This window comes from Oceanicola sp. S124 (assembly GCF_000220565.1).
Classification (GTDB): domain Bacteria; phylum Pseudomonadota; class Alphaproteobacteria; order Rhodobacterales; family Rhodobacteraceae; genus Pseudooceanicola.
In genome coordinates this window covers 1-4,732 of sequence record NZ_AFPM01000047.1, presented here as the reverse complement: position 1 = coordinate 4,732, position 4,732 = coordinate 1, and the positions used below count along the sequence as shown (strand labels likewise).

Genomic DNA, 4,732 nt, shown 5'->3' with positions numbered 1-4,732 from the left:
GTCGTAGAGGAACAGGCCGAGCCGGATCAGCCAGGCGGGGCGGCGGCCCTTCATCCAGGGCATGACGATGTTCAGCAGCCGTGAGGTCGGGGTGGCGTTCTCGAAGCGCATGCCGGGGTGCAGAGGCAGCACGAAGCGCATCGGCCAGGAGATATGTGGCATCGCCTTCAGCAGCCGTTCCCGCTCGATCAGCGATTCGCGGACGAGGCGGAATTCGAAGTATTCAAGATAGCGCAGCCCGCCATGGAACAGCTTGGTCGAGGCCGAGGAGGTAGCCCCCGCAAGGTCGCCCATCTCGGCGAGGCCGACGCGCAGGCCGCGCCCGGCGGCGTCGCGGGCAATGCCGCAGCCGTTGATGCCGCCGCCGATGACGAAGAGGTCGAAGCCTGTACGGGGAGGGCCGTCTTGCCGGGTCATGTGGATCTCGCTTGCTGCCGCCGCAGGGGTCGGCGGCAGATGACAACGCGGGCGCGCGGATGTCAAAGCGAAGCGGGTGCCTCAGGCGAAGGTGGCCAGAAGCTGCGGCAATTCGGCGAAATCGCTGAAGGCGGCGCGGCAGGACAGGCCGCCCTTGCCCTTGCGGTAGCCCTCGGTGAACAGCAGGAAGGGGACATCGGCGCGCAGGGCGCATTCCGCGTCGGTTTCGCTGTCGCCGATGTAAACCATGGGCCCGTCCGGGCCGAGGCGGTCGAAGGTGGCGCGCAGCGGTGCCGGGTCGGGCTTGCGGCAGTCCAGGGTGTCGCCGCCGACGATGGCGGTGAAGGGGGCCTCCATGTCGAGATGGCGCAGCACGGCGCGGGCCGGTGCCACGGGCTTGTTGGTGCACAGGCCCAGCTGGTGGCCCTGGCTGGCGAGCTGGCGCAACATCTCGGCGGCGCCGGGGTAGGGGCGGGTCAGAGCCACGGCATCCTCGTAGAGCGCCAGGAAGCGGGCGACGATGGTCTCGCGCCGGCCGGCATCCAGGGCGCGACTGGCGATCATGCGGTCGACGAAGACAGCGACCCCTTCGCCCATGAAGCGCCGGGTTTCGGGCAGCGAGAGGGGACGGGCGCCGGGCCGGGTCAAGGCCGGGTCCGCCAGCAGCGCATTGGCGATGCCCTGCACGTCCGGCGCGCTGTCGATCAGCGTGCCGTCCAGGTCGAAAACGATGCGGGCCATGTGACCTCTCCCCCGGTTTACCAACACGACGGGCGCATGTCGGCGCGCTGCCGTCTTCCCCTCCCTAGGCGGGCGGCACGGCGAGGGAAACCGGTAAAACGCCGCAGCCCCGGGCCGCTCGGAGCGGCTGCCCAAAGCTTCGGCACAAGGCGGCGCGGGTGGCGAAGGCCCGCCGGTGCCCGGACGGGCACCGGCGGGTATCAGGCTGATGTCAGCCGGGCATCCGGTCGGCGATCCAGCGGGCGAACTCGTAGTTCGGCCGTTCCAGGTGCGACAGCGGCCCGGGGCGGGCCAACCGCCCCTGCATGCCGCGCCAGACCCGCTCGGTGCAGCCGCGATCCTCGTCGTTGACGTGATCCAGCAGCCCCTTGAGCGCGGCGAAATGCGCCTCTTGGTCCGGGTCGGCGGCAAAGTCGGGATGCAACCCGCCTCCATAGAGGATCTTCACGTGGTCCGGTCCGTCGGGCGTCAGGCAGAGATACCAGAAGTAGCCGGGCGTCAGGGTGATCAGCAGCGAGGGGTAGATGGCCAGCAGCCAGGTGCGCAGCCGGTCCTCGCCCTGCAGCGCGGTATTGTCCTTGTGGGCGATCGACAGGGCGATCGAGTCATCCTTGAGGATGTGGTGGTAGTTGAAATGCTCTGTCCCCTCGGGGCAGGTCATCTTCTTGAGGTCCACCGCCCCGCCGATGGTGCCGCCGTGGCACATCGGCAGGTGGTAGCTCTCCATGAAGTTCTCGGCCAGGATCTTCCAGTTGGTGTTCCAGCGGTGCTCTTCGCGGAAGACCTCGACATACTGCGCCATGTCCAGGTAGCCGACCAGGTCGTCGACCTCGGACAGCTGCGTTGCGGGTTCGGGCAGGTCGGGGTTCAGGGTGACCATGATCCAGCCGTTCCAGTCGACGCAGCGGATCGGGGGCAGGGCGTTCTGCTCCTTGCAGAAACCCTGGTTCATCTCCATCGCCGGCGCGCCACGCAGGGAGCCGTCCAGCGAATAGGTCCAGGCGTGGTAGGGACAGGTGATCACCCGGGCATTGCCGCGCCCCTCCAGCAGCACCGACATGCGGTGGCGGCAGACGTTGGACATGGCGCGCAGGGTGCCCTCGCGGTCGCGCAGCACCAGCACCGGCTCGCCCGCGATCTCCAGCGTCAGGTAGTCGCCGGGGGCCTTCAGCGCATCGACACGCCCGGCGCAGAGCCAGGAGGTGGCGAAGACATGCTCCTGTTCCAGGGCCGCGAAGTCGGGCGAGGTATAGACCGAGACCGGCATGGCATGGGCGCGCTCGAAGGGAACGGCGACACTGGCGCGCAACTCGGCGGTGGGATCGTGGATGTTCATCTTGCGGGCTCCCTCGGGGTACTGGCGGCACGATGCCTGCCCAGAGGTTGGCCGATTGCGGCGATAAAGCAAGGGGGCTGCGCAGGCGCGGCGCATCGGGGCGCCGTGCTGACCGGAAACCGGGCGGGTTCAGACCGCCTCGGCGGTTTCCCGTTCGCAGAGAATCGCCGACTGCACGTCCTTCAGGAAGCCGCGCGGCGGGGCACCGAGGCTGTGCACGCCGGGGCTGTAGGAGGTCATGCCCGGAAACAGCAGTTCCAGCGAGCGGGGCGAGAAGGCGTGGATATGGCCGTTGCGCGGGCCGAGCCACCAGAAGTCATGCTCGCGCGCTTCGGGCAGCAGCAGGGTGCTCAGCACCACGTCGGCCCCGTCGCGGGCCAGGCGCGAGATGATCCCGGCGGGCTGCCAGGGATCGGGAACATGTTCCAGCACCTCGGTACAGAGCACGAGGTCGAAGCTGCCCGCCGCCGGTTCCAGCGCATCGGTCATCGGGTCGTAGCCATGGGCATCGAAACCTGCCTGCCGCAGCTTTTGCGGCACGATGCCCGAGCCGGAGCCGTAGTCGAGCACCCGGATGCCGGGCCGGTAGTGGGCCTGCACCGCCCGGGCCAGCGCGGTCGGGCGGCGCAGCACGTAGCCGGGATCATAGAGATGGTAGCTGTCGTTGTAGATCCGCTCGCGGAAGGTCTGGTCGGACCAGTCATTGAAGTAGTCGGTGGCGACATGACCACAGGTGCCGCATTCGCCATAGGTCACCTCGCCGCGCGGCAGGTCGGGCGACGGCACACCGAAGCGGATCCCGCAGGAGTGATTGTCGCTGCGCTGCAGGATCGGCGTCATGCCGTTGCGACAAATGGGGCAGGTCAACGCCATGGGAATATCCATTTCATCTCAAATGATATTCTTCATCGTACGTAGGTTCCCTGACTTGTCCAGTTCCGCCATCCTCCGAAGGGGGCAGTGGCGTCAGGACGTGTCCTTGAGGTCTCAGCCCGGAGCGGTGCGCGGCAGTTTGGCAGGGGCGCGGGCTAAACCGTCGGGATAAGGGTTCTGGCGGCGGTGCCTGTCCCGAAGGGGCAGATGCGCCAGGGCGGCGCGCCGGAGCACGCCTGGCTCACATCGTCTCGGATCTGGTCGTCACAATGTGAGGAAATTGGCTGGGGTGGTAGGATTCGAACCTACGGTACGCGGTACCAAAAACCGTTGCCTTACCACTTGGCTACACCCCAACGGTGACGCGCTAACTAATGAAAGCTTCACGGGTGTTCAACCCCTTTTCAGCAGAAAGCGCGCGGCTTTTTCATTGCCCTGTCATGAAGCCTTCCGGGCTTGATCCGGAGCGCCATCCGCAGGGATCGGACGCAGGTGCAGAGGGCGGCGGACAGGGCGTTTGGGCAGGTCTTTTCACTTGCCACGCCGGGGGCGGGCTGCTTTCCTCGCGGCAGTTTCAGAGCATCCGCATTCGATCATGCATCCCTTTGCCCTTCTTCGCCCGCGACGGGGCCTCTTCCTTTGTCTGGCGCTGGCATTGCTGTCGTCGGGGGCGGGCGCATCGGCAGAGGGCTGCGCCGCCAGCTTGCCGGGCTTCGACTGCGCTGCGGCAGAGCCTCCGGTCACTGTGCGCTCCACATCGGACCTGGCTGCGACAGGACTTGCTGCGACAGGGCTGCCCAGGTCTGGGCCGGGGCCGCGAACAGGGCGCCAGATGGCGGGGCTGCCGTTCGCCCGTCCCACGCCTTTGCCGTCTCAGGGGCGAGTCATTGCCTATTCGGTCGAAGTCGAGACCGGCACCGGGCTGGAGGCGGCCGATGTGGCGCGACAGATCGGGGTGATTCTGTCGGATCCGCGCGGCTGGCAGGCCAGCGGGCGCTGGCACTTTCGCCTGGTCGAACCCGGGGCAGCCCGGCTGCGCTTCGTCGTCGCCAGCCCGGCGCGGGTCGATCGCATGTGTCTGCCGCTGCGGACGCTGGGCTACCTGTCCTGCCGACAGGGGCGCTTCGTGGTGATGAATGCACTGCGATGGCAGGGAGCGATGCCGCATTGGGATGGAGATCTGGACAGCTACCGCGCCTATCTCGTCAACCACGAGACGGGCCATGCCCTGGGGCATGGTCATGCCGCCTGCCCGGGATGGGGCGCGCAGGCCCCTGTTATGATGCAGCAGACGAAGAGCCTGCGGGGCTGCCGCAGCAATGGCTGGCCCTATCCCGGGCGGCCGATCCTGGCCTCGGGGCTGGC

5 protein-coding genes and 1 tRNA gene are annotated in these 4,732 nt (G+C 67.7%); 1 reads left to right on the top strand and 5 read right to left on the bottom strand.

Going from position 1 to position 4,732, the window contains the following annotated elements:
- The 5 genes from OS124_RS0104420 to OS124_RS0104400 form a co-directional block, all read right to left on the bottom strand.
- A partial coding sequence (locus tag OS124_RS0104420) for an FAD-dependent oxidoreductase (RefSeq protein ID WP_010138150.1) occupies positions 1-417 on the bottom strand: 417 nt, incomplete at its 3' end.
- 81 nt (positions 418-498) lie between these two features.
- Positions 499-1,158 (bottom strand): HAD-IA family hydrolase, encoded by a 660-nt coding sequence (locus OS124_RS0104415; protein WP_010138149.1) that lies wholly within the window; start codon positions 1,156-1,158, stop codon positions 499-501.
- 211 nt (positions 1,159-1,369) lie between these two features.
- Positions 1,370-2,494: an aromatic ring-hydroxylating oxygenase subunit alpha gene (locus OS124_RS0104410; protein WP_010138148.1), complete on the bottom strand. Its 1,125-nt coding sequence runs from the start codon at positions 2,492-2,494 to the stop codon at positions 1,370-1,372.
- Positions 2,495-2,623: 129 nt separating this feature from the next.
- Positions 2,624-3,367 (bottom strand): class I SAM-dependent methyltransferase, encoded by a 744-nt coding sequence (locus tag OS124_RS23675; protein ID WP_168161433.1) that lies wholly within the window; start codon positions 3,365-3,367, stop codon positions 2,624-2,626.
- A gap of 281 nt (positions 3,368-3,648) precedes the next feature.
- Positions 3,649-3,723, bottom strand: a tRNA-Gln gene (locus tag OS124_RS0104400).
- Positions 3,724-4,199: 476 nt separating this feature from the next.
- On the opposite strand from OS124_RS0104400, the gene OS124_RS23670 reads away from it, so the two are divergent.
- Positions 4,200-4,732: DUF3152 domain-containing protein (locus tag OS124_RS23670; RefSeq protein ID WP_010138146.1), on the top strand; the 533-nt coding region annotated here is incomplete at its 3' end.